Below are 24392 nucleotides of genomic sequence, written 5' to 3'. Positions count from 1 at the left end.
GCAAGCGACCCGCCGACACATGCAACCATCGAATCTCCACGTGGAGATTCATCAATAAGCATTCGGAAAGAGCGTTACGCGTGAACAGGTGGCGGCCAGCGTAGGTTGCGGCGACAAGCAGATACTGGCTTCGAGTCCATCGCCGCACTAGCAAGGACCTGTTCCTTTGAAGCAGAGACTCTCCACGTGGAGATCAATGTGGATCGCACGAAACAGCATAGTGGCATCAAAATCTGACGCGCCCGGCGACGAAGCACATACGTTAGCCCAAGACACTCACATAGTCGGAACCTAATGCATCACGAAAGAAAACGAGAGTCTCTCTCACGCGCAGAAGCTTCATAATGTATATTTATCTACGATTTCTAGGTCGTTATATTTAGCTAAATTTTCTTGCGCGCGCACGACGAATTGGCCAAAAAAACGGCGACCGAAGCCGCCGTCTCGTTTCCTCCATCGCCGTCACTCGTCCCGCGTTTTCAACGCAAGATCGATTTCCGCAGCCTGCAGACCCTCGCCGCCCGCTGGCGCCTGTTGCCCGCTCAACAGGAATTCAAGCAGGTCGGCAGCAGTCGGTTGCCCCCAGGTGTCCAGCACCACCCATCGGAAGAAGTTCGTCGATGCCATCTTGCTTGGCACCTTCGCCGTCGACACCTTGAGCTTGTCCATGCCGACCGTCTCGTTGTAGCGCTTGATCAGCGCAGTCTGGTCGTCGTACTCGAGCTCGTTGAAGTAGGCGCGCGCCTCATTGATCTTCGCCGCGATATAGCGGTCCTTCACCTGATCCTGGCTTTCGCGCGCGCGGCCCGCATCGGCGGCAGGTGCCGCGGCATTCGCACCAGGTAACTCGTAGCCTTCCGTCAGCGCTTTGCGGAAATACGCTGCAACGTTTGCGAGCGGCGCGGCGTTCTTCTGTGCGACCCGCGCCGCGGTATAAGCCACCGCCGTGCGAATCTTCTCCTCGCCGTACTGCTTGAGTAGGCGCCGTGCCTCGGAAACCGGAATACTGAACTTCGACATCTCGCCAATCAGCAGCGTCTCGTTTGCACGCAGTTCCTGGGACGGATCGGTCTCCGGCTTGCGGGTCACACGGAACTGCAGGGCGACGACCGAGCGTCCCACCTTGTGCTCGATGAGCTCGAACATGTGGTCCGAAATCTCGTTCACTTCCTTGATGCAGGGCACCAGCACACGGCTCTTGAACTGCTTGTAAAGCTTGTACGATTGCGCCGAAGTGTCCTGCCCGAGGATCAGGTCACGCAGCGTCGCGAGCGGAAAGCGCGCGGTCACGCCCACGGCCTCGTAGCGGACGACGTTCTCCCACAGCGCGAGCGAATGCGCCTTCCTGAACTGACGCGTGATGCGCATATCGATCATCGCGTAGATTTCAGGATTGAGCAGTTCGCCCCGAATCTGCTCGGAGAAGGTGTAGCGCAATACCGATCGCTCGAGCTCGGCGCCGGCCAGCAAGCCGGACGCCTTCCAGATGCTGCGCTTGTCCTGCGTGAGGTAGTCCCAGTTGACGACCGTGCTGATCAGCGAGTTGATCGTTTCCTTGACGTACTCAGTGTTGTTGCTGTTCAGATCGACGTCCTGGGAGAGGGCGGAGATCGTGATCTCGAACGACGAGCGGCCGCGGTCGAGGGAATCCTGGCGAATGGCGTTCTTGATCAGCGAGCTGAACATCTTGCGCTGCTGCAGGCTGATCGACCCGGACTTCGGCGCGATGTGAATCGCCGGGACGGCCTTGCGGAACAGATCAGGCGGCTGGCCTTGCTGGAATACGAGTGCACCTTGTTTGTCGGCGTCGCCGGCTTCGGCCTTTTTTCTTGCCATATGACCCACGTTGAAAGGGAACCTGGTCGGTTGGTAACTGTATACCAACCGACCAGGTGACTCAAGGCCGCAAACGCAATCGTGACACGGCACGACACCCAAGGGCGAAGAGCATTGACAGCCGAAGATTTCCCGTCTCGAAGGCCACTGCGAACACCTGCGCGGCACTCGTCGCCGACTCTGCGCAGGAACCCATAACTGGTGACCTTTGCCTTGCCGTGCCTTGAAAACTACCCCATAGCTAGTGACCTTTAGGCCGAATGTGAGTACTCACTCCATAGATTTGCGCATAACAGGTAGCCGTCTATGGGATTTTCCGCGCTGCCTTCACGGTTGTTCCATGGTGCTGGCAAGCCACGCGTCGGCACACACATGTCGCCCATAAACGGTGACCTGAGGCGGCTCCCACAGCGGGTTACCCATGCAAGCGCAAAATACGCCGTCGGGGAGCTGCGAATCCGCATTCCCTCCCATAACAGGTGACCCGTAGCGGATCCCATAACCTGTTACCTTGCTCCGGCTCGCTTCGTTACATGCAAGGATTCATGCGGGGCAGCCAATTTGCGCCTCGAAGACGTCGGTATACCTCTCCTGAAAAGCCACCATATCTGGTTACCCAAGGAGTATCCCAAGAATGGTTACCTAAATCCGACCGAACCGCCCGCCCCAACATCCTCAGATCACGCAAACTGCCCCATAAGCGGCGACCTTCCCTGACTCCCATAAACAGTCACCTCAAGGCCAAACCGCTTTCTTTCCCATAGCGGGCGACCTTCTCCCCATATCCACAACCCGTAAACCCCATGCCCGGCTACCGAAGTCCCATATCCACAACCCCAAACTCCCATACCCGGGACCGCAGATCCCATAACCAGCCACCAAATCGGCCGCAAAACCTTGCCTGGTAAGGGTTTGCCGCGCCTAAAGGTTTACTAAAGATGTTAAAGCGTAAAAGGTAAACACTGAAACACGCGTTCGATGAGAAAGACGTCTCCCAAAACCGGGGACCTTAATGCATGTGAGTGGTCACCAACCTCCGTAACCCCATCCTTGGTTACCTAGCCCGTCTACCAAGGCATTGCGGGTCCCATAGGCCACCACCTAACTCGCCCATTCTTCAGATCTGACATTCAGATGTTAGGTTAGGCCTATGATTTTTATAAAGAAACGATCGGATGGTCTCCGAATATGGGGCGATTCTTCGTTCAAGGTAACTGCCTATGGGATCGACTGGATCGCCACGAACGCCATCGCAAAGCAACCGCAATGCTCGCTGGCTGCCCTGGACCCGCCCCCATCCAGGTCGCGGAGACAACTGATCTGGAAAACGCAGTCGATTACCGACGGTTTCTCCCATTGCCGGTTACCCAGTTCAGGTTACCGAATATGGGAGCCGCCGAAGGTACACATGAACCACCACCGGAAGGGATCGCAGAAAGCCCCAATGGTCCCGGTGAAGGTGCACTGCACAAAGTACATCGGTGACCTACGGCGCACCAGCCGGTCCGATCCCCGTCTGCGGTCTCAGTCCGTATTCGCGGGATCGGTCACTGCAGCCGCAGTGTGCTGCGGCAGGCAATCGCTGTGATACACGTCCGCGAGACGCTGCTGGGCGGCCTCGATATCGGCAGGATAGTTGTCGTCTTCCGCGTGCGGCTCGTAGCCTACTGCCTCGAGTTCCGTCAGTTCCCGCATCAGATCCGCATGCGTGACCTCGTGGGCCGGTTTGACGAACGGGTAGCTGTGACATTCCTGCTGTGTCAGATGCGGTGCGGCGAGCGCACTTACGCTCAGCGCTCCCACAAACGGTACCCATGCGAACTTCAGCCATGACCTCATGATGAATCCTCCTTTTGATGAACCCGCAACGAAATGAAAAAGCGCGAACGCGCGAAAAAGCGGATTCGAGAATAAGGAAGTGCCGATGCTGGATCGGGCTCAGCGGAATGACAGAAGGTTCATCTGCCCCACCCGCGCATGACACGAGGCCCCGCGTACGCACGAATTGACAAAATGACAGGTGCGCGTCACGCGCCAGTAAGAAGATGACGCGCTCTTCATTGCCGTGATGCCGTTACGTCGAGGGCGCGCCACTATGATTGCCGGGCACGAGCGCATCCGCGTTCGCAGGTTTGCCAGCGAGCCGTCGGGCCGACCATTCATCGCCATCGGGGGTAGCCATGTCAGTCAGCGAGAAAGCAGTGCATGCGCGCAGCGCGGCCGCACGCGTGTCGGCCATGCGCGACTCGGGTGTCCGCTGGCGAGGCGCGCGATGAACCTGTCCGCCTGGGTGGCGCTCGGGCGAGGCCTGTTCGTTCCAGCGTCCTCGCGCGCCGCGCCGAACGCACGCGACATTGCCCGTGACCACTGGCAAACGACCACGTTCCGTTGGTTCACCGCCTACGCGGCGATTTTCTCGCTTGCGTTCATGGCGCTGCTTGGCGTGATCGAGTACTCGGTGACGCGCGCGATGACGCGCGAAACCGACAGCGGCCTGCGCTGGCAACTGCGCTACTTCGATTCGCGCAGCGACGCGGGCCTGGCCGGCGCAATCGACGCGCGCCTGAGGCGCCCCGACCGGCGCGACAACTTCTACGGCTTGTTCGCGCCGGACGGGCGCTGGCTCGCCGGCGATATCCGCGTCATGCCCACGGACCTCCCGTTGGGGCGCTACGGACAGTCGCACGAGCATACGCGCGGCCAGACACTCGTGCTCGAACCCGGTTCCGCGCGATCGTCCCTGCGCGCCATGGGCGAGATTCGGCCCGATGGCGCGCGCCTCGTCGTCGCGCGCACGCTCTCCGACGTGCGTCACGTTCATGACGAGTTGATGAAGGCGTTGTTCGGCGGCGGCCTCCTGTGCCTCGCCGGCAGCCTGTGCGCCGGACTCGTGCTGAGCATGCGGCAGATCCGGCGCGTCGCCCAGATCAAGCGCGCCACGCGACATATCGCGAACGGCGACCTCGCGATGCGGCTGCCGGTAGCCGGGCGCGACGAACTCGACATGCTCGCGCACCTCGTGAATCGCATGCTCGACGAAGTCGAGCGCCTGATGGGCGAGGTGAAAAGCGCATGCGACGGTATTGCTCACGATCTGCGCACGCCGCTCACACGACTGCGCCTGCGCCTCTCGCACGCGGCCGTTGCGATGGAGCAGCGCGGCGAAGCGGTGCTCGCCGGCGTGCTCGTTGGCGCACGAGGCGAGGCCGATGCTGTACTTAACCGCTTCTCTGCACTTCTGCGCATTTCGGAGATCGGCGCGATGGATCGCCGCCGCGGCTTTTCAAGCGTGGCGCTCTCCGATCTCGTGCGCGAGCTATGCGAACTCTATGCTCCGCTAGCCGAGGAAAAAGCCGTCGACCTTCACGTCGCCGTGGCGCCGGTCGAACCCATTCACGCCGATAGCGCGCTGCTCTTCGAGGCCTTGAGCAATCTGCTCGACAACGCCATCAAATTCACGCCACATGGTGGTGCTGTCCATGTCGAGTTGCGCGCGGGCTCGAGCGGACCTCAGCTCGCAATCGGCGACAACGGACCCGGCATCGCGCCCGGCGAGCGTGCCGCGGTGCTGAGCCGCTTCTATCGCAGCGAGCGCACCCGTCACCTCCCGGGCACCGGCCTCGGGCTTGGCATCGTCTCGGCGATCGTGCGGCTGCACGACTATCGCCTTGCCATTGGCGAGGCGCATCCGGGGACGATCGTCACGATCGACTGCTGGACGCATCAAGCGCACCACGCACAACACGCATAAACGGGCCCTTGATCGATGAGAGTCCTGTTGTGCTCGTCCTCGGCGACCGAGCGAAGTTATCTGTACAAGGCGTTGAGCGAGAGCCTGAACAGCGTCGAGGTTGCCGACAACGTCGAGTACGCCGTCTATCTCGCGTCGCAGGAGCCGTTCGATACGGTGTTCCTCTGCGCTGCCGGGCCCGAGGCGCACGATGGCATCGCCGCCGCGCTTGCGGTCTTCACGCGTATGCACGACGCGCCGGCGATCGTCGTTGCGCTCGCACGCGCGAGACCCGCGGACTGCGCGCGTCTTCTGCGCGCGGGCGCCGACGCTTGCTTCGTGCAACCCTGGTCCATTCTCGAAATCCAGGAGCGCATGCTCGCGCTACGCCGCGGCGCACTCGTACACGCGAGCGCGCCGCTCGTGCGCCTCGACCCGTCCACGCGCGACCTCGTGGAGGGCATGCTCCGCGTGCCGCTCACCACGCGCGAGTATCTCCTCGTCGAATGCCTGCTCCGTCACGCGGGGGCGCCCGTCGCGCGCGAGCATCTGATTCGCTATGCGTGGCCCGACAAAGCCGACGTCGAGCCGTCGAGCGTGAACCTCGTCGTCTCGCGTCTGCGGCGCAAACTCGCGTCGCACGGCGCGCACGCGAGCGTCGAGACGGTGAACCGGTACGGCTATCAACTCGACCTGCACGCGCCTCAGGCAATCATCGGCGTAATCAGTATGTAAGCGCCGAAGCGCGCGAGACCGTATTGCCGTTGCAACCTTAAATTTAATTTCATGAAAGGATTCGCGGCGCGGCGCGGGGGCAACGGTAAACTCGAGGCTCTTGAATAGTCGTGCCGCCGGCACGACGGAGTGCGAGAAAGATGAGTCAGGTGCGCGTTTTGACGGTGGAGGACGATGCCGTCACAGCCAACGAGATCGTCAGCGAGCTGACGCAGCGCGGCTTTGCCGTCGAATGGGTCGACAACGGCCGTGACGGCATGGCCCGCGCGATGAGCGACGAATACGACGCCATCACGCTCGACCGCATGCTGCCGGGCGTGGATGGCCTGTCGATCCTCACGGCCATGCGCACGGTCGGCATTCAGACGCCGGTGCTCATGCTGAGCGCGCTCGGCGACGTGGATGAGCGCGTGCGAGGCCTGCGCGCCGGCGGCGACGACTACCTCACCAAGCCGTTCGACCCCGAAGAACTCACCGCGCGCCTGGAGGTGCTGCTGCGCCGCCGCCAGGCCGCGAGCGTTGCGCGAGAGACCGCGCTGCGCGTGGGACCGCTCGAACTCGACCTCATTTCGCGCAAGGTGCGCCGCGACGGCGAAGAAGTCGTGCTGCTGCCCACCGAGTACCGTGTGCTCGAATTCATGATGCGCCATGCGGGCAAGACCATCACCCGCACCATGCTGTTCGAAGCCGTATGGGGCTATCACTTCGATCCGGGCACCAACCTGATCGACGTGCATATGGGCCGCCTGCGCAAGAAAATCGATCCGCCGGGCGTGCCGCCGCTCATTCAGACCGTGCGCGGCTCCGGCTACATTCTCGGATAAACCGCTTTGTCGAGCCGTTCTTCTTCCGCCGCGTCCGCGCCATTGCGCAGGCGCTGGCACACCACGACGTTTCGCTGGCTGTGCGCGTACACGGCGCTGTTCGGCGTCTTTCTCACGCTGCTGGTCGGCTTCATTGCGTGGACCGCGAGCAGCACGATCGAGCGGGACGCCGACACGATCATGGGCTGGCAGCTCATCTATTTCGACTCGATCCCCGACGCGCAGTTGCCCGAAGCCATCTATCAGCGGCTCGAACACGAGCATATGCATGTCAATTACTACGGACTCTTTACGAGCGACGGCCGCTACGTCGCGGGCGACCTGCTGGCGCCGCCGCCGCATCTCACGTATACGCGCGAAGGCAGCACGCATGCCCACACGCTGAAGCTGCTCAATCAGGACGTATCGCCCGTGGTCCGCGCGATGGGCGAAGTGCGCCCGAGCGGCATGCACCTCGTCGTCGCGCGCGACATGACTAGCGTGCTGCGCATCCGCAAGATCATGGTGCGCACGCTCGCGGCAGGTGCCGTGCTCGCGTTGCTCGGTGCCGCGGCGGGCGGTCTTGTGCTCGGCATGCGACAGATCCGGCGCGTGCGCGAGATCCGCCGCGTGACCGAATGCATCGCGCGCGGCGACCTCGACCGGCGCCTGCCTGTGGGCGGCGACGACGAGCTCGACATGCTCGCGCATCTCGTGAACCACATGCTCGACGAAGTCGAGCGGCTCATGAGTGAAGTGAAGGGCGCTTGCGACGGTATCGCACACGACCTGCGCACGCCGCTCGTGCATTTGCACACGCTGCTCGCGCGCGTAGCCGAGCGCGACAGCGTGCGCGGCGACGCCGCCGGTGCGGTGCTGCTCGATCAGGCACGCACCGAAACCGGTCAGTTGCTAGAGCGCTTTCGCGCCATGCTGCGCATCTCCGAGATCGGCACGCTGCAAAGGCGCGGCGGCTTTGCGACCGTCGATCTGCACGCACTGGTGCAGGAACTCGCCGACCTCTACGAGCCGCTCGCCGAGAGCCGCGAACTCGAATGGCGTATCGCAGCCGAACCCGTTGCCGAGATTCACGGCGACCGCGCGCTGTTATTCGAAGCGTTCAACAATCTGATCGACAACGCCATCAAGTTCGCGCCGCAAGGCGGCGTGGTGAGCGTGACGCTGCGCTCGACGCCGCTCGGCCCCTTGCTCGAAGTGGCGGACAACGGTCCCGGCATAGCGCCTGCCGAGCGAGCGGCGGTCCTGCAGCGCTTCTATCGCGGCGAGGCGGTCCGTCACATTGCCGGCTCGGGCCTGGGGCTTTCCGTCGTGGCCGCCGTGATGCGCGTTCACGACTTCACGCTGCGTATCGACGACGCGCGCGAACTGGCGGGCGAAAAGCCGGGCGGTCCGGGGACGCGCATGAGCGTGGAATGCTGGCCGCGCTCGCTCGCCTGAGACCTCCCGTCCAGCCGCCGGGCAATCGCCGTCATGCGCATACTCCTCATCTCCCCGAATCACGCCGAAGGCGCCTGGCTTCAAAAGGCCCTGCAGGAAAGCGCACATAGTCTGCAGCGCGCGGAAGACTTGCGCGATGGTCTGTTCGTCGCTGGCGAAGAACCCTTCGATGCGGTAATCGTCATGGCGCTCGACGGCGCGCTGCTGCCCGCGCTGCACGGCATCCTTCCCGGACTCTCCAAGGTCGGCGCCGGCGCGACGATCATCGCCGTGCTCGGCATCGAAGCGAGCGCGAGCGAGCGCTCGAAAGTGCTGCGCGCGGGCGCCGACGCGTGCTTTCGCTACCCGTTCTCGTTCATCGAGATGCACGAGCGCATACATGCGCTATTGCGCACCACGGCGGCGCCTGGCGGCGGCGTGCAGGGCGCACAGCCCGCGCAGGCCACAAACGGCGCCCAGCCCCTCCAGAACACGCCACAACTCGACGCGGGTACGCGCGAGATCGTGGAGGGTTCGCGCCGCGCGGAACTCACGCGCCGCGAGTACCTGCTCGTCGAATGCCTGCTGCGTCAGACCAACGTGCCTGTGCCGCGCGATCAGATGATCCGTTACGCGTGGCCTGAGAAGGACGACATCGACGCGTCGACGGTCAACCTCGTTGTTTCGCGGCTGCGGCGCAAGCTCGCGCGCCAGGGCATCGAAGTGCGCATCGAAACCATCAGTCGCTACGGCTATCAACTGACGTTACCCACGTTCGACTGATCCGCGCGCAGAGGTAACCGTTTGTGGGAACCGGTTACCTATCCGGATCCTGGCACATGCGTTTGTTAACATCAAAAAGCGAACGGCACGCTGAATGCGTGCCGTTCGCTTGTGCTCGCAAAGCCCCGCCTGTCGTGCTCAGTGCGCGTAGAGCGTGGAATTCAGGTACGCAAGCTGACCGTCCTGTTCCGCTTGAACGAGTTCGTGGTACACCTCGGCGCGCGTCTTTTCATGCACCGCTTGCCCATAAGGCGGTACCCATCCGCCGGGCGCGACCGTGGGGGCCGTATCGTTCGACGCGACCTGGGTGGCAGCCGCGGGCTGGCTCGCCTGCGTGCCGGCCGCGGGCGCTGTGGTTTGCGCAAAAGCGGACGTGGTGGCGACAACACCGGTGAGCGCAGCGATGATCATGAGAGCCTTCATGTGACTATTCCTCCAGGAGTGAGATCGGTTAGCCGGTTAGCGAATGCGATAAATCGCATCCCGGTGTGAGTAGAATAGTTAGGTCACCCTATCGAACCCGATGCAGCACCATGAAGAAATGTTTATCGGGCTGAGAGGATTCGGTGAAAAGAAAAACCCCGCGCAAGGGCGGGGTTCGAGGGATGATAAAAGCCGCTACGGCTGCTTCAGATGCGTTCAGGAAGCCGCCTTGCCCTCGTGCAGGTCCTGTGTGCTCCAGCCGCCGCCTATTGCCTGTATGAGGCCGACGGTGGCATCGAGGCGCCGTGTGTCCAGTTCCAGCGAGGCAATCTGCGTCGAAAGCTCGGTCGTTTGCGCCGTCACGACGTCGAGGTAGCTCACCACGCCGTCGCGGTAGCGCGACATCGAGAGCGTGAGGGTGCTTTGCGCCGCCGTGAGCGCCTCGTCTTCGCGCTGCGCTTCGTCGCCGAGATGATGCAGCAGCGCGAGATTGTCCTCGACCTGCTGGAACGCGCTCAACACCGTGGCCTTGTACTGCGCGCCGTTTTCGGCGAGCTTCGCCTGCGCGCCGCGCACGACCGCCGCGCGGCGGCCGCCGTCGAAGATCGTCATCATGAGCGTGGGACCGATGGACCACATCTCGTTGGGCGCGACGATCCACGGCGAGAACGTATCGCTCTGGAAGCCGCCGTCCAGCCCGAGCGAAAGATCGGGGAAGAACGCGGCCTTCGCCACGCCGATCTGCGCGTTGGAGGCGGCGACGCGCCGTTCTGCCGCGGCGATGTCGGGCCGCCGCTGCAGCAGCGCCGAGGGTAGACCCGCGGGCAGATTCGGCAGATGCGGGCGGATCGTGTCCGGCGCGACGTTGAATTGCGAGGCGGGCACGCCGATGAGCGTGGCAATGGCGTGCTCGTAGAGCGCGCGGCGCGCGCTCACATCGTCGGCTGCGGCCTGCGCCGAGGCGAGTTGCGTTTTTGCACGCGAAACGTCGAGCGAAGAAGCAATGCCGCCGCGATGGCGGCTCTCAGTCAGCTCCAGCGCATGACGATAGGCGGCGATGGTGTCGTCGAGCAGCTTCGACTGCTGGTCGAGCCCGAGCAGGTCGAACCATGTGGTGGCGAGATTCGCCTGCAGGCTCAGTTGCAGCGAAGCGATATCGGCCTCGCTGGCTACGCTCGACGCCTGGCCTGCCTTCACCTCGTTGCGCACTTTGCCCCACAGATCGAGGTCGTAGCCGATGCCCACGTCTAGCGTGTTCGAGTTGTACACGTTCGGCTGATCCGAGCCGCGCAGCGGGCGCAGCGCCGACTGGCGTTCGCGCGAGACGTTCGCCTCCGCCCCGATGGTCGGCAGCAGCGCCGAGCGAGCCTGCGCCACGAGCGCATCGGCTTCATCGTGACGCGCGAGCGCTGCGGCGACATTCGGATTCGCCTTCGCCACCTGCGGCTCGAGCTGATTCAAGACGGGGTCGTCGAACGCATGCCACCATCCGTCGCGCGGGAGCTGGTCGGCGGGGCGTGCCGTTTGCCAGTCGCCCGCTTCCTTGAAGTGCGTGGGGATGGCGGTGGCGGGCGCGTGATACGTGGGCGCGAACGAGCATGCCGAGAGGAGCAGGGCCGCTGCGAGCGCAACGGCGCGCAACGGGTGCGCACGCACAGACTGCTTAGCCATGCGCACGCTCCGTGTCGCGCACGGCTGCGGTCTGCGTCGACTGCGCGCCCGGCGCGCTGGTCGACGCGAGGCGCACGAGGTCGCCGTTCGCGAGCGAATCCGGCGGGTTGTCGATCACACGCTCACCTGCATGCAGGCCGGCGGTGATTTCCACGCGCGTGCCGAGATCCGTGCCTATCGTCACGTCGCGCAACTGCACGTGTTGATGCGCGTCCGCGACAGCGACCTGCATGCCGTGCGCGCGGAAGATCAGCGCGCTCGCGGGCACGAAGAGCGCGTGCGCGTCGCCCGGCATCGCGAGGTGAACTTCGGTGTATTCGCCGGGGAAGAGCAGGCCCTGCTTGTTGTCCACGGCGAGTTGCACGAGCATCGTGCCCGAAGCGGGCGAGATCGACTGGTCGGTGTCCACGAGCTTCGCGTCGAACTTCACGCCTGGGCGCTCGGGCACGGTGAGCGTGGCGTGCATGCCGGGCTTGATCGAGGCGGCGTCGCTTTGCGGCACGCTCACGTACACGCGCAACTGGCTCGCATCGGAGACGGTGAAGAGATCGGGGCCGCTGCCGCTGCCCGCGTCGATCAGCGCGCCCACATCGGTCTTGCGTGCGGTGACGATGCCGTCGAACGGGGCCGTGATGCGCTTGAACGATTCGAGCGCTTCGAGCCGCCGCACGTTGGCCTCGTTCGCCTCTACGGTGGCTTGCTTTGCAATCAGATCGGAGGTTTTCTCGTCGGCCTCCTGCTGCGAAACCGAATCCTGCTTGAGCATCTCGGTCCAGCGCTTGGCGGTGGTAGCGGCGAGCTTTTCGTTCGCGACGGAGTTCTGCAGATCGGCGCGCGCCTGCTGAAGCTGCTGGTCGAGGTCTGGCGTATCGATCACGCCGAGCAGCTGGCCCGCCTTCACGTGCGTGCCGATGTCGGCGTACCACGCGTGCAGGTAGCCGGACACGCGCGCATAAATGGGCGCGTTGATGTAGGCGGCGAGACGCCCCGGCAGCACGAGCGGCTGCGACGCCGGGCTCGCTTGCGGCTGCACAGTGGCGACGGTGGGAATGGCCTGCGCGTCGGTCCACGTGGCGAGTTCCTGGTGCGCGTGGACACGGCTGAATATGCCGCCGGACACGATGCCCGCCGCGACCATGAGCGCAATGGCGGCAGTAGATTTCAGGTGGCGCAGCGGCTGCGGCGAGGCGATGTCGATTTCAGTAGACATGGGCTTCTCCCGATTCGAGGGCAGGTTGATCCGTGGATGATTCGGTATGCGTAATATTGTCGTTGCCTTTGTCGCGTTTGTGCACGAGGCTGAACACCACGGGCACGAACAGCAGCGTCGCGCAGGTCGCGCAGAGCAGGCCGCCGATCACGGCGCGGCCGAGCGGCGCGTTCTGCTCGCCGCCGTCGCCCATGCCGAGCGCCATCGGCGCCATGCCGATGATCATCGCAAGTGCCGTCATGAGCACGGGGCGAAAGCGCGTGAAGCCCGCTTCGAGCGCGGCGCGCATGGCGTCGCCGGTGACGGCCAGGCGCTCGCGTGCGAACGACACCACGAGAATGCTGTTCGCGGTCGCCACACCCATGCAGAGAATTGCCCCTGTGAGCGCTGGCACGGAGAGCGGCGTGTGCGTCGTGAACAACATCCAGACGATGCCGGCAAGCGCGGCGGGCAGGGCGCTCACGATCACGAACGCATCGCTCCACGAGTGGAAGTTCACGACGATCAGCAGATAGATAAGCCCCACTGCACCGGCAAGACCGAGCAGAAGACCCGTAAACGCGCTGTTCATGGTCTGCACCTGGCCGCGCATGGTGACCGTCGAGCCCTTTGGCAAGTCCTTCGCCGTAGCGTGAATCACCTTGTTGATCTGCGAGGAGACGGCGCCGAGGTCGAGGCCCTGGGTAGTCGCGTAGATGTCGTAGAGCGGTTCGATGTTGTAGTGCGAGACGACGGCGTCGCTCACACCTCGCGTAATCGTGGCGATACCGCCGAGAATCTGCGAACCGCCGCTCTTGCCCGTGACCGGCAGGTTCTGCAAGTCGGAGAGCGTAGTCATGCGGTACTGCGGCGTTTGCGCGACGATAGGATAGGACACGCCATTCTTCGGATTGAGCCAGTAGGTCGGCGACACCTGGCTCGTGCCGGAAAGGCTCGCCACCACGGAGTTGGTCACATCCTGCTCGGTAATGCCGAGTTCGTCGGCACGCGAACGGTCAACGGCAACCGTGAGCTGCGGATACGTCGATGCCTGCTGGATGCGCGGGTCGGCAATGCCGGGAATCCTCGCGATCTGGTGCAGCAGTTCATTCGCGTAGACCTTGTTCGCAGCCTGGTTCGGTCCGCTCACCTGCACATCGATCGGAGCCGGCGAACCGAAGTTGAGAATCTGGCTCACGATATCGGCGGGCAGGAACGAGAACGTCGTGCCAGGGAACCGGCGCGGCAGTTCCGTGCGCAGTTCGCGCACATACTGCGCGGTGGGCGCGTGAGATTTGGCGAGCGAGATCAGGATGTCGCCATCCTGCGGCCCGATCGTGCCGCTGTTGTTGTAAGTCAGGTTGATGCCGCTGTTTGGCAGTCCGATATTGTCGATCACGCTGGTGAGCTGGTTGGGCGGAATGGCCTCGCGAACGGTGTCTTCGATATGGTCGAACAGGTCGGCGGTTTCCTCCACGCGCGTGCCGATGGGTGCGCGCACGTGCAGTGCGATTTCGCCGGAGTCGATGTCGGGGAAGAAGTTGCGGCCAAGGAACGGCGTGAGCGCGAACGAGAGCGCGACGATAGCGAGAAAGCCCACGACGAAGCGCCGCCGGTTCGTGAGCGCGAGGCCGAGCACGACGCGATAGCCCGCGCGCACGCGCTCGAAGCGTCGCTCGAAGCCGCGTTGAAACAGCACGAGTGGATTGCGCGTGGGCGGCGCGTGGTCGTGTGAGCCATGCGGCGCCATGACCGCGGCCAGTTCGCCCGAAGCGTGACCTTGCGAAGCGTGCGGCTTGAGCAGGTAGCGCGCCATCATCGGCACGAAGGTGCGCGAGAGCACGAACGAGGCAATCATGGCGAAGATCACGGCCTCGGCCATCGGCACGAACAGAAAGCGCGCAATGCCGTCGAGCAGCAGCATCGGCACGAAGACGATGCAGATGCAAAGCAGCGAAACGAGCGCCGGCATGACGATCTGCGCGGCGCCGTCGAGGATCGCGCTGCGCACGTCCTTGCCCTGCTCGAGGTGCCAGTTGATGTTTTCGATGGTGACCGTCGCGTCATCCACCAGTATGCCGACCGCGAGTGCGAGACCGCCCAGCGTCATCACGTTGAGCGTTTCGCCGCACGCGGCCAGGCCCGCGATCGCGGCGAGCACGGCGAGCGGAATCGAGGCGGCGATGATGAGCGTCGAGCGCCAGCTACCGAGAAAGAGCAGGATCATCGCCGAGGTCAGCGCGGCCGCGATCAGGCCCTCGCGCGCCACGCCGCTCACTGCGCCTTTCACGAACACCGACTGGTCGGAGAGTGCGACGAGCTTGAGCCCCGGCGGCAACGACTGCTCGATGAGCGGCAGCTTCGCCTTCACCCCGGCAATGATGTCGAGTGTCGAGGCCGAGCCGTTCTTCATGATGCTCATGAGCACGGCGCGGTGACCGTCCACGCGTACGATGTTGGACTGAGGCGGATAGCCGTCGCGAACGTGGGCCACGTCGCGCATATAGATCACGGCGCCATCCACGGTCTTGATGGGCAGCGCATTGAGCTGATCGATCGTGAGTGGACTATTGTTCAGGCGTACGTTGTATTCGTAGCGGCCGATTTTCTGCGTGCCGGCGGGAATGATCTGGTTCTGTTGCGCGAGCGCCGTAGCTACGTCCTGCGCCGAGAGCTTCTTCGCCTGCAGCGCTTGCGGGTCGAGGTCGATCTGCACCTCGCGCACCTTGCCGCCGTAGGGCGTCGGAATGGCGACGCCCGCCACGGAAAGCAGTTGCGGCCGGATGAAGTTCGTCGCGTAGTCAGCGAGCTTCTGCTCGTTGAGCGTGTTGCTCGTGAGCGCGAGCTGCAGCACCGGCACCGTGGACGCGTTGTAGTTGAGGATCTGCGGCGGCGTGGTGCCGGGCGGCATCTGCTTGAGCACCGTCTGCGAAACCGAGGTGACCTGGGCGGTGGCCGTGCGGATATCGACCGTCGGCTGGAAGAAGATCTTCACGACGCCGTAGCCGCGAAACGACTGCGACTCGATATGCGCCACGTCGTTGACCGTGGTGCCGAGCGTGCGCTCGTAATAGCTGACGATGCGGCCCGCCATGTCGTCGGGCTGCAGGCCCGCATAGTTCCACACGACACTGATGACGGGAATGCGGATATCGGGAAAGATATCGGTAGGCGTGCGTAACGCTGCGAGCGGGCCCGCGATCAGGATCAGGAGGGCCAGCACAATGAACGTGTACGGACGGTTCAAGGCTAGCCGGACGATTTTCAGCATCAGATGGGGCTCCGTTCAGAACATCGGCGCCAAGCTGCGCGCCCCGCGTGGGTGCAGCCGACGCCGGTATTGTGTCGGGCGCGTCCTAACACGCGGGAGCCAGGCAAATGAAAAAAGATTTAGCTGCGCGAGGCTTCGTTATAAAGAAGGACTACGAATTGAAACGAAGCAGAGAAGGCGGCAGCAGCATTGAGGATTGCGTCAACCGAGCAGATAACCCGAGCCGCGTATCGTGCGGATGAGCGAGGGTTGGCCGGGGGTGTCCACACGATTGCGCAGACGTCCCACGTGAACATCCACGAGATTGGTGCCGGGGTCGAAGCGGCCGCCCCACACGCCTTCGAAGATCATGGTGCGCGTGAGCACCTGGCCCGCATGGCGCATCATGAATTCGAGCACGCGCAACTCGGTGGGACGCAGGCGCAGCACCTTGTCGCGGCAACTGAGCCGGCGCTTGACGAGATCGAGTTCGAGCGGGCCCACGCGCAGTACGGTTTCCGTTGTTGCCGGGCGCGTGCGACGGCGCACGAGCGCTTCGACACGAGCGGACATCTCGTCGATAGAAAACGGCCGTGTGAGGTAATCGTCGCAGCCGGCGCGCAGACCCTGGATGCGCTCCTCCACACTGGTGGTCGAACTCATCACGATCACGGGTGTTTCGATCCCCACGCCGCGCATGGTGGTGACGATCGTAAGACCGTCGAGGTCGGGCAGACGCCGCTCGAGCGCGACGACGTCGTAGTCGCCCGCCATCACCATCGCAATGCCTTCGCGCCCCGAGCGGGCAACGTCCACAGTGAAGCCGGTCGAAGCGAGCGTGGGGACGACGGTGCGCTCGGTCACGGCGTCGTCTTCAATGGTTAGTATTCTGGGCATGGCTTTCCACCCGTTGTGACGAAAAGAACTAGAAGCAGCATCAGGCAACAGCGCGCAGCGGCGCCGGCGCAGACCGCGTCTGCGCCACATTCGTGCGGAACTGCTCGACCGCGAAGTCGATGAAACTGCGGATCTTCATCGTGAGGTAATTGCGGCCGGAATAAATGATCGAGATGTGCTGCACCCCGCCGTTCACGTCGAACGCGTTGAGCACCGGCAAGAGCGCGCCGCGCGCGAGGTCGTCGGCTACGAGCGGCAGCGGCAGCAGCGCGATGCCCATGTCCGCGAGCGCGGCTGCGCGCACGGTTGCGTAGCCGTTGGCCGTCATCGGGCCGTTCACGTTGATGCGCTGCACGCCCTCGGCGTTCGAGAACTCCCAGTGGCGCGGCGCATCGGAAACCGCGAGCAGGCCGTGCTCGGCAAGTTCGGCAGGCGTGCGCGGCATGCCGTGGCGCGCGAGCCAGGCGGGCGTGGCCACGAGCATTTCCTTGATCGAAGTGAGCTTGCGGCTGACGAGCGAGGCATTCACGCTCTGGCGGTCGGTAGCGAAGCACACGTCGAAACCGCCTTCGATCAGGTCGATGTGCGTGTCGTAGGCCGTGACGTCGAATTCCACGCGCGGATTCATCGCGCGATACGCGCCGAGCACGGCGGGCAGTCCCGAACTTGCAAACACGGCAGGCGCTGCGATGCGCAGCACGCCGCTGGGGTCGCGAGTGGCGCGCACGAGTTCCGATTCGACTTCGTCGAGTTTATCGATCACGGCACGGCAGCCGTCCAGATAAAGGCGTCCGGCTTCGGTAAGCGAAAGGCTGCGCGTTGAGCGGTTCAAGAGGCGCATGTTCAGATGCGCTTCGAGCATGCCGACGCTGCGCGTGACGGCCGCAGCCGACATGCCGAGCTGCTTGCCGGCAAGGTTGAAGCTGCTCAGATCGACGACGCGTGTAAAGACGCGCATGGCTTGGAGCTGGTTCATGGGCGATATTCCTGGGCAGACGCGCCAGCACGAGGGCGAGCGCGGGCATCGACGCCGCGCATGGCGGCGACGTTTCGTACACGCTTCGAGCGTGGTCAGACGGGAAGAATGAGTAGGCTGGCAGCGCGCCTAATTTGGCAGCGCTTGCGCGAAGACATGCGCGTCGCGCTGCGCGGCGGCCTCGTGTGCCGAGAGTGCGGCCTTGAGCCGATGCGCGCTTTCGGTGGGAATAGCGAAGCCGGCCCAGCCGAGGCCGGTATGACGCAGAAACACCACGGTGCCGTCAAAAAGCGGATTGCGTTCCGTGTACCAGCACGGATCGATCTCGAGCACATATTGATGCGAGCGCAAAGGTTGCTCGGGTACCGCTGGCTGCATGTGCGCGCGCAGCTTGCTGAGTTCTTCGATCAGACCATCCACATCGGGCGTATCGAGCAGCGCGACCTGACTGCCCACCTTCACGCAAACCGCGTGCTGGCCGTATTCGTTGACGAGTTCGATAGACATCGGCTTTTGCATATTGCGTTCCTCGCAGTGCTGAAACTGGAAGCCATTATCGGTGCCCAATCGGAACGCATGCTTTAAGTTGCGGCGCACTCCAGATGAAAACAAATTTAGAAAACGACAACTCGCTTTCCCGCAACAGCGCAGTCATGAGCTGCGCGTGTTAATAACGCGGCCCTGAGAATGGCCATCGTTTCATGCAGCGCGTTGGAAGTGCTTATTCTTATACGTGCTGTTTGCGCAATTGCGGCGCGTGATTATTGCGCCCGCCGGCGAGAAACGCTGCAACGAAAAGCAGAATGCCGATAATCGCCACGGTCGTCGCAAATGCGTGAGCCACCTGCGCGCCGTTCGTTTGCGGCCCGGCAAGCGCGAAAAACAAGCCGCCGAGCAGCGCCACCGCGAGCGCCGCACTTACCTGCAAAACCGAGCTGACGAGCCCAGCGGCAAGACCTGACCAGCGCCTGTCGACACATTCGACATTGCGCCTGACGAGTGCGGGCAGTGCCACGCCCTGGCCGAAACCGATCAGAAAGAGCGACGCGCTCAACGCGTGCAATCGTTCATCATGAACAAGCATCGCAGTCCAAAATAATCCGCAACCCTCGATTGCCATGCCGGCCGCTGCCGCGCGATGTCCGAACCGGCGCGCGATCAGCGGGTTGAGCAGCGGCCCGATCAAAAAGCCGATGCCCAGGGGCAGAATACGCAGCCCGACCTCGAGGGGCGCGAGCCCGAGCGCGCGCTGCACGTAAATCGCGAACATCATGAAGAACGGTGCGAGCGAATAGAAGAAGAGCGTGGCGACGAGCCCGCGCACGAGACCCGGCGCGGCAAAAATAGTGGGCGGCACGAGCGCATCGCGCCCGGCGTTCGCGACACGCGCCTCGTAACGCCAGAAGATCGCGAACAGCGGTGCGGCGCACGCGAGCAGCGCCCACGTCCAGACCGGCCAGCCGCGCTCGCGGCCTTCGATCAGCGGGATTACGAGCGCAGCCAGCGCCACGGCGAGCAAGGCCATGCCGCCGGGATCGAGCTTCGCGGGTTGCTCCGAGCGGCTTTCGCGCACGAGCCAGTACGCAGCGGGCGCGGCCACGATCACGACTGGCAGGTTGATCAGAAAAATGCTGCGCCAGCCAAGCCCGAATACATTAGCCGAAACGAGCACGCCGCCGAGCGCCTGCCCCGCCACTGATGCGATCCCATAGGCGGTGCCGAACAGGCTGAGCGCGAGCCCCTTCTGATGCGCCGGAAAAAGCGCGTGGATCGACGCGAGCGCCTGGGGCGCCATGACGGCTGCGGCACCGCCCTGGAGGACGCGCCCCACGACCAGCGCACCAGGCGAACCGGCGAACCCGCATACGGCCGAAGCGGCTGCGAACGCGACTATCCCCACGAGGAAGATGCGCCGCCGGCCGTACAGGTCGCCGAGCCGCCCGCCCGTGATGAGAAAGATAGCGTAGGTCGCCGCATACGCGGAAATCACCAGTTGCGCGATGGCGGCGCTGGCATGCAGATCGGTCTGCATGGACGGCAGCGCTACGTTGACGATGAAGAAGTCGAGCGGCGGCAAGAGCGTGCCCATCAGCAGCACGGTCAACGCCGACCAGGTGCGTGCGCCCGCTCGCGTGGGCGGCAATTCCACAGTCGAAAGGTTCGTCATGCGGCCTCCATATGGGACTAATTGGTTCCAAATTAACCAAAAAAACTAGCGGATGGCGCTCAGCGCAATTTCAGCAATCGCGTCCATCGCCTGTTCGCCGGCGTCGGTCTTGCCCAGTACGCGCATGCCTTCGATCGTGCAGAGCAGGAAGCGCGCGAGGTCGTCGGCGTTCTGGTTGGCGGCCAGTTCGCCCGCTGCCTGGCCGCGGCGGATGGCGCCGGCAAGCAGCGCCTGCATGCGCGCGAACATGTCCGTGACGCGCGCTTTCACCTCGGCGTCGAAGGGCAGGCATTCGGTGGCGGCGGCCGTGACCGGACAGCCCGCAAGCCCTTCGAGGCCGGCGGAAAGGCGCACGTAGTGACGCAGCGCCTCACGCAGCGCGGTGCGCGCCGAGGCGTGCCGCAGGTTGCGCGTGAGCCGTGCGATACCGCGCTCGGTATAGAAGTCGAGCGCCGCGAGAAAGAGCTGGTGCTTGTCGCCGAACGCCTTGTAGAGGCTGCCGCGCGAAAGCTGCGTGCCTTCGATCAAGTCGGGCAGCGACGTGGCGGCATAGCCGCGCGCGCGAAAAACCTCGAGCGCGTTCTGCACGGCTTCTTGCTCGTCGAATTCACGCGGACGGCCGGGGCCAGAACGGGTATCGGATTTCATGGCTTTATTCTAGACCAAACGATTCCGAATTACTGAGAAAAATGCGTGGAGTGAGTCCAAACATGCATACAGGATGAATTATATGTACGCACAGAAATATCAATTGTTGATATTTGGCGCGCATCGGTAATCTGGCTGACATACCGACCAGCAAGCCCCACTATGTCCCGCACCGCACTCATCGAATGGCTGACGAGTTTCGTGCCCAACCCGGCCGCGCCGCAATGGCGCGAGCGGGGGCGGCGCTGTGGCGGGGCGTTGATAGGCATCGCGTTCACGGGTCTTGCGACGCACTTGATGTTTGGCGCGGCAGGCGATATCCCGCTCCTCGTGGCGCCGATGGGCGCTTCTGCTGTGCTGCTCTTCGGCGCGTCGGATAGCCCGCTCGCGCAGCCGTGGTCGATTCTTGGCGGCAACTTCGTCTCAGCGCTGGTCGGCGTGGCGTGTGCGCAATGGATCGCCTCGCCGGTCGCAGCGGCTTCCGTGGCCGTGGCGCTCGCGATCTGCGCGATGTTCCTGTGCCGCTGCGTGCACCCGCCTTCAGGCGCCGTCGCGCTGACCGCCGTGCTCGGCGGTCCCGCTGTCCACGCGCTCGGTTTTCACTTCGTGCTCGCGCCGATTGCGTTCCAGTCCGTCGCGTTGCTCAGCGCCGCGCTCGCGTTCCATGCGCTGACCGGGCACCGCTATCCACGCGCCGCATTTCGTCCGACGCCAGAGGCCGCTGCCGCGCCACTTGCCGCGCTCTCGCAACATCTGCTGGAGCCGCTGGATTTCCCGCAAAAATCGTTCGAACAACTCACTTGTGAGGAAATCATGTCGATCGGCTGTCCCGCCGTGCCCGCAACAATGGGTGCGCGAGCGGCGCACGAAATGTTTCGCCGTCACGGGGCTTCGACGCTGCCCGTGGTCGATGCCATGGACCGTGTGGTTGGCGTCGTCACGCACCACGCGCTCGGTGACCTCGCGCCAGCGGCTGGCCTCAAGCGCCTCTGGATCGCGCTGCGCCGCACGGTGCTGCGCGAGTCGGCGCGCGTGGAAGAAACGGTGGAAGCGGTGATGGCGGCCGGCGTGCACGCGGTTCATCGGGCCACGCCGCTCGCGCATCTGGTGCCGATCTTCATCGAGCACGCCTACCACGACATCCCCGTGATGGACGATGCGCGGCGGCTCGTTGGGGTGGTCAGGCATTCGGACATGATCCGCTGGCTCCATCACCATGCAGGCGCCGCTCAGGCCGCAGCAGCAGCAGCCTGAGGTTGCTCAGTGCCGCGTTACACCACGAACAGCAACGCTGCGAACACCGCATAGAGCCAGCCGACGTGCGTGAGTTGCCGGCTGCGCACCTTCGGCGCGCGAAACGCCCACTGCAGGAACAGGATGGCGACCATGGTCGTCACAGCCGCGAGAATCGAAGGCGTGCCGAGATGCCACGGCGTGAAGAAGAGGCCGAACGCCGTGGGAATGGTGGCCTGAATCATCATCGCGCCGCTGATGTTCGCGAGCGCCAGCCGCTCCTTGCCCTGACGCACCCAGATGATCGCGTTCATGATCTCTGGCAATTCGGTTGCGATCGGGCTGAACAGCACGGCGGTCAATTGGGGGCTCAGGCCGAGCCACGGCCCCACGGCGCTGATCTGCTGCACGAACAGATGCGAGGCCGCGAAGATCACCGCGAGCGCGCCCAGTGTCTGCAGGAGAATCCACACCATCGCTGGATTCTCGTCGTGCGGGCGCAGCTTCAGCGGTTCGAGGTCGCCTTCGACTTCGCCGCTGTCTTCGGCGGAAAGCTCCTTCCAGCAATAGAACGCGTAGGCCGCGAGAAACGCAATCCCCAGCAACGGCTTGAAGCTGAACACCACGAGCCCGAGCGCGATCTTCGCGACGAAGATCGCGAGGAACCAGAGCTGGTCGCGGCGCAGGCGGCGCGTATTCACATCGACGTGGGCGGCGCGCTCGCGGCCCACGCGCTTCGCGGTCGCGAGCAACGCGACGCCCACCACGGCATACGCGATCGTGCTGAGCGCGAGCGGCCCGCCAATCGCGGCGCCCACGCCAATTTCCTTGTGCGCGGGATCGCCGCCGAAAGCGACGGCAACGAGCGTGACCACGCTCTCGGGCAGCGCCGTGCCGAAGGCGGCGAGGATCGTGCCGGTGGCGGTTTGCGTGACCTTGAGCTTCTGGCCGAGCCACTCGACGCTATTGACGAAGGTCTCGCAGGACAAATAGATGATGCCGGCCGCGGCAATGAGCAGGGCGAACGTCAAGATCATGACGAACGCTCCGTGGCGCAAATGAAGAAGGGATGCGGGGCGAGACGAGTCATTATTTTTGCCGTGATGTGCGAGCCGGGCACCGAAACCATGACGCTTCCCTTCGCCCGGCTCGGGTGAAAGGGAAAACGTCATAGGTCTCGTCAGGCCGCGCAGTTGCAGCGATACGCTGCAGTCACTCGCAATACGGCTGCCGACGCCATGGTGCAGGAGCACCAATTATGTTGACGGCGGCGCAACACCCAGGCAGGCGTTGCAGACTACTCCCCTAAGACAGGGGGCGATTATAGCCGAAGTTCATGGCGGCGAGCGATTTTCAGCGCGCGCGCCGTTCCCGCTGCGCAGCATCAGACTCAGAACTTGTGACGCAGGCCGACCATCACCATTGCCTGCTTGTCGTTAGTGGAGTCGTTACCGAAGTCGCCGAACGAGGCGACCGCGTTCACGAGCTCACCGGTCTCCGCATCGATCGTCTTGCCCGACGCCTTCTGGTAGCCCGCGAGCGCATAGATATCGGTGCGCTTGGAGAGGAAGTAGTCGCCGCCCAGGCTGAACTGGTTGTAGCTCGCGTCCACGCCGTTGCCATGACCCTTCGTGTAGTTGTAGCCGAAGCCCACGAGCGCGACCGGCGTGACCTGATAGTTGATGAAGGCCTGGCCGGTGTTGAACTTCGTGTTGCTGTTTGCGCCAGCTGCGCTCTGATAGTTGGCGTATTCGACGTTGCTGTACGCGAGGCCCGCCGTCACCGGTCCGTACGTGTAGTCGCCGGCTGCGCGAATGATCTGCAGCGAGTTCGCGGAAACGAAGCCGCCCGTAATGGCGGCGGAATCTACGTTGACATCGGTGTTCGGATTCAGGCCGTCGAACGTCGCGACCGTGCCGCCGTTGCTGTTGGCCTTGAAATAGCCCGCACCGAAGCCGAACGGCCCATGGTTGTATGCGGCCGCCACGGCCCACGTCTGACCCGCGCCCGTGCTGCCCGGCTGGCCGCCGAACGCATACATCGCGCTCATCTGCAGTCCGCCGAAGTTAGGGCTCGCATACTTGATCGAGTTGCTGGTGCGGTAGCTGTTGTCGTAGTTGTCCATGTCGCCCGGCGTGGCGAACGCGGAGCCGAATGCACCGTCGTTGGTGAGCGGCTGGAGCAAGTCGATGAGCGGATCGTACTGGCGGCCGAGCGTGACGGCGCCTGCGGTGGCCGAATTCAGGCCGACCATTGCCGTACGGCCGAAGAGACGACCGCCCTGGCCCTGCTTGCCGTTGTCGACGTTGAAGCCGCTTTCGAGCTTGAAGATCGCCGAAAGACCGTTGCCGAGGTCCTCGGTGCCGCGCAGGCCCCAGAGGTTCGGCGACATGTTGCCGGACATCATCTGGAACGTGCCGCCCGAGCCGTTCTTGCCTTGCTGGTTGCCGAACCAGGCAACGGAGGTGTCGAGCGAGCCGTAGAGCGTCACGCTGCTTTGCGCGTGGGCGATCGAGGCAAACGATGCCAGCGTGAAAGCGGCGGCGAGAGCGGTTTTTTTCATTGAATGGTCTTCGTGAATGAGTGGCAGGTGTGAGAGTGAATTCGCGGCGCG

General features: G+C 63.8%; 19 protein-coding genes and 1 riboswitch. Of the genes, 6 read left to right on the top strand and 13 right to left on the bottom strand.

Features of this window, described 5'->3' with window-relative positions; genetic code table 11:
* Positions 1-462: 462 nt before the first annotated feature.
* On the bottom strand, positions 463-1836 hold the full coding sequence (locus tag VSR72_RS16830) for a replication initiation protein (protein ID WP_342953460.1): 1374 nt from the start codon (positions 1834-1836) through the stop codon (positions 463-465).
* A gap of 1524 nt (positions 1837-3360) precedes the next feature.
* A complete protein-coding gene (locus VSR72_RS16825) occupies positions 3361-3675 on the bottom strand; it encodes a DUF4148 domain-containing protein (RefSeq protein ID WP_342953459.1) in 315 nt (104 codons plus the stop codon).
* Between the two features lie 433 nt (positions 3676-4108).
* Here VSR72_RS16825 and VSR72_RS16820 point away from each other — a divergent pair, with 433 nt between their 5' ends.
* The 5 genes from VSR72_RS16820 (at position 4109) to VSR72_RS16800 (ending at position 9324) form a co-directional block, all read left to right on the top strand.
* Positions 4109-5587 carry a HAMP domain-containing sensor histidine kinase gene (locus tag VSR72_RS16820; RefSeq protein WP_342953458.1) on the top strand — a complete coding sequence of 493 codons (1479 nt, stop codon included), beginning with the start codon at positions 4109-4111 and terminating at the stop codon, positions 5585-5587.
* Positions 5588-5602: 15 nt separating this feature from the next.
* On the top strand, positions 5603-6301 hold the full coding sequence (locus VSR72_RS16815) for a response regulator transcription factor (protein ID WP_342953457.1): 699 nt from the start codon (positions 5603-5605) through the stop codon (positions 6299-6301).
* A 149-nt stretch (positions 6302-6450) separates the two neighbouring features.
* Positions 6451-7125, top strand: a complete 675-nt coding sequence (locus VSR72_RS16810; protein ID WP_028208339.1) for a response regulator transcription factor — start codon at positions 6451-6453, stop codon at positions 7123-7125.
* Positions 7126-7131: 6 nt separating this feature from the next.
* Positions 7132-8562, top strand: coding sequence for a HAMP domain-containing sensor histidine kinase (locus VSR72_RS16805; protein WP_342953456.1), 1431 nt, complete (start codon positions 7132-7134; stop codon positions 8560-8562).
* 33 nt (positions 8563-8595) lie between these two features.
* Entirely contained in the window at positions 8596-9324 is a 729-nt protein-coding gene (locus VSR72_RS16800) for a response regulator transcription factor (protein ID WP_342953455.1), read from the top strand.
* 138 nt (positions 9325-9462) lie between these two features.
* On the opposite strand, the gene VSR72_RS16795 is transcribed toward VSR72_RS16800, so the two are convergent.
* From VSR72_RS16795 to VSR72_RS16755, 9 genes are all read right to left on the bottom strand, one after another.
* The gene (locus tag VSR72_RS16795) at positions 9463-9747 is read right to left on the bottom strand and encodes a DUF4148 domain-containing protein (protein ID WP_342953454.1); all 285 of its coding nucleotides are present in this window, start codon (positions 9745-9747) and stop codon (positions 9463-9465) included.
* Positions 9748-9963: 216 nt separating this feature from the next.
* The gene (locus VSR72_RS16790; RefSeq protein ID WP_342953453.1) at positions 9964-11418 is read right to left on the bottom strand and encodes an efflux transporter outer membrane subunit; all 1455 of its coding nucleotides are present in this window, start codon (positions 11416-11418) and stop codon (positions 9964-9966) included.
* Positions 11411-12628 (bottom strand): efflux RND transporter periplasmic adaptor subunit, encoded by a 1218-nt coding sequence (locus VSR72_RS16785; protein ID WP_342953452.1) that lies wholly within the window; start codon positions 12626-12628, stop codon positions 11411-11413. Before VSR72_RS16785 ends, VSR72_RS16790 begins: the two co-directional genes overlap by 8 nt.
* Complete coding sequence (locus VSR72_RS16780) at positions 12618-15878, bottom strand: efflux RND transporter permease subunit (protein ID WP_342953451.1); 3261 nt, start codon at positions 15876-15878, stop codon at positions 12618-12620. The genes VSR72_RS16785 and VSR72_RS16780 overlap by 11 nt, the downstream gene beginning before the upstream one ends.
* A gap of 201 nt (positions 15879-16079) precedes the next feature.
* Positions 16080-16754 carry a response regulator transcription factor gene (locus tag VSR72_RS16775; RefSeq protein ID WP_342953450.1) on the bottom strand — a complete coding sequence of 225 codons (675 nt, stop codon included), beginning with the start codon at positions 16752-16754 and terminating at the stop codon, positions 16080-16082.
* 40 nt (positions 16755-16794) lie between these two features.
* Positions 16795-17730: a LysR family transcriptional regulator gene (locus VSR72_RS16770; protein ID WP_342953449.1), complete on the bottom strand. Its 936-nt coding sequence runs from the start codon at positions 17728-17730 to the stop codon at positions 16795-16797.
* A 129-nt stretch (positions 17731-17859) separates the two neighbouring features.
* Positions 17860-18237 (bottom strand): hypothetical protein, encoded by a 378-nt coding sequence (locus VSR72_RS16765; protein WP_342953448.1) that lies wholly within the window; start codon positions 18235-18237, stop codon positions 17860-17862.
* Between the two features lie 220 nt (positions 18238-18457).
* Positions 18458-19897 (bottom strand): MFS transporter, encoded by a 1440-nt coding sequence (locus VSR72_RS16760; protein ID WP_342953447.1) that lies wholly within the window; start codon positions 19895-19897, stop codon positions 18458-18460.
* Between the two features lie 45 nt (positions 19898-19942).
* A complete protein-coding gene (locus VSR72_RS16755; protein WP_342953446.1) occupies positions 19943-20545 on the bottom strand; it encodes a TetR/AcrR family transcriptional regulator in 603 nt (200 codons plus the stop codon).
* A gap of 162 nt (positions 20546-20707) precedes the next feature.
* Here VSR72_RS16755 and VSR72_RS16750 point away from each other — a divergent pair, with 162 nt between their 5' ends.
* The gene (locus VSR72_RS16750) at positions 20708-21799 is read left to right on the top strand and encodes an HPP family protein (protein ID WP_342953445.1); all 1092 of its coding nucleotides are present in this window, start codon (positions 20708-20710) and stop codon (positions 21797-21799) included.
* Between the two features lie 17 nt (positions 21800-21816).
* Here VSR72_RS16750 and VSR72_RS16745 read toward each other — a convergent pair whose 3' ends face one another.
* On the bottom strand, positions 21817-22815 hold the full coding sequence (locus tag VSR72_RS16745; protein WP_342953444.1) for a sodium:calcium antiporter: 999 nt from the start codon (positions 22813-22815) through the stop codon (positions 21817-21819).
* A gap of 146 nt (positions 22816-22961) precedes the next feature.
* A riboswitch (yybP-ykoY riboswitch) is annotated at positions 22962-23096 on the bottom strand.
* 72 nt (positions 23097-23168) lie between these two features.
* Positions 23169-24341: a porin gene (locus VSR72_RS16740; RefSeq protein ID WP_342953443.1), complete on the bottom strand. Its 1173-nt coding sequence runs from the start codon at positions 24339-24341 to the stop codon at positions 23169-23171.
* Between the last annotated feature and the right edge of the window lie 51 nt (positions 24342-24392).

It is taken from the genome of Paraburkholderia sp. JHI869 (genome assembly GCF_038900775.1).
In the GTDB taxonomy this organism is placed as follows: domain Bacteria; phylum Pseudomonadota; class Gammaproteobacteria; order Burkholderiales; family Burkholderiaceae; genus Paraburkholderia.
Note: the sequence above shows the minus strand (reverse complement) of the source record. Positions and strands in the feature narration are given on the sequence as shown.